The organism is Oleiphilus sp. HI0066 (assembly GCF_001635725.1).
On record NZ_LWFH01001250.1, the window covers coordinates 1 to 713 of the forward strand.

A 713-nucleotide genomic window follows, 5' to 3' on the forward strand; every position below is an offset into this window, starting at 1 on the left:
ATCCTGAAGCAGTGCAAGAAAATAGAGAGCGCTTTGCGCACGCGGTTGGGCTTGAAGCTGAGTCGATTGCTTGGTTAGAACAAGTGCATGGCACGGATGTTCTAGAACTGAATGAAGTGCCATCAGGTCTTTTAAAAGCGGATGCCTCCACAACAATGCGATCGAATCTAGCTTGCGTTGTTATGACTGCGGATTGCATGCCTTTATTAATGTGCGATTCGGCAGGTAAGCGTGTTGCAGCCGTGCATGCTGGTTGGCGCGGCATGGCTGATGGCGTGATTCAGGCTGCCTTATCTAAGTTTGATGATGCGAGTGAGGTGATGGTGTATTTGGGACCGACCATTTCTCAGTTAGGGTTTCAGGTTGGCGCTGAAGTAAAGAATCAGTTCGTATCGATTGATGCTGACTTTGATGCTGCGTTTTTGCCAGAGAACGAGAGCGACAAACTCATGTGTAATTTGTATGCGATTGCTCGAATGATCTTACGAAAGGCAGGCGTTAGCAAAGTCTACGGTGGAGGATTTTGTACCTTTGCTCAGTCCGAGCGTTTTTATTCTTTTCGTCGAGATGGGCATGTATCGGGGAGAATGGCCTCCCTCATTTACTTGTCATAAGCCAACAGGCTTAATCAAGTCTTAGATTATCAAAATACAGTGAGAATCCTTGCTCCGGTTTTGCTGAGAAAAGTGCAAGGCTCTGAATGTGTTTCATAT

The 713-nt window shown here is 46.4% G+C and carries 1 protein-coding gene; it reads left to right on the forward strand.

Going from position 1 to position 713, the window contains the following annotated elements; genetic code table 11:
• On the forward strand, positions 1-614 hold a 614-nt coding region (gene pgeF / locus A3738_RS17995; protein WP_068763756.1), incomplete at its 5' end, for a peptidoglycan editing factor PgeF.
• Positions 615-713 lie beyond the last annotated feature (99 nt).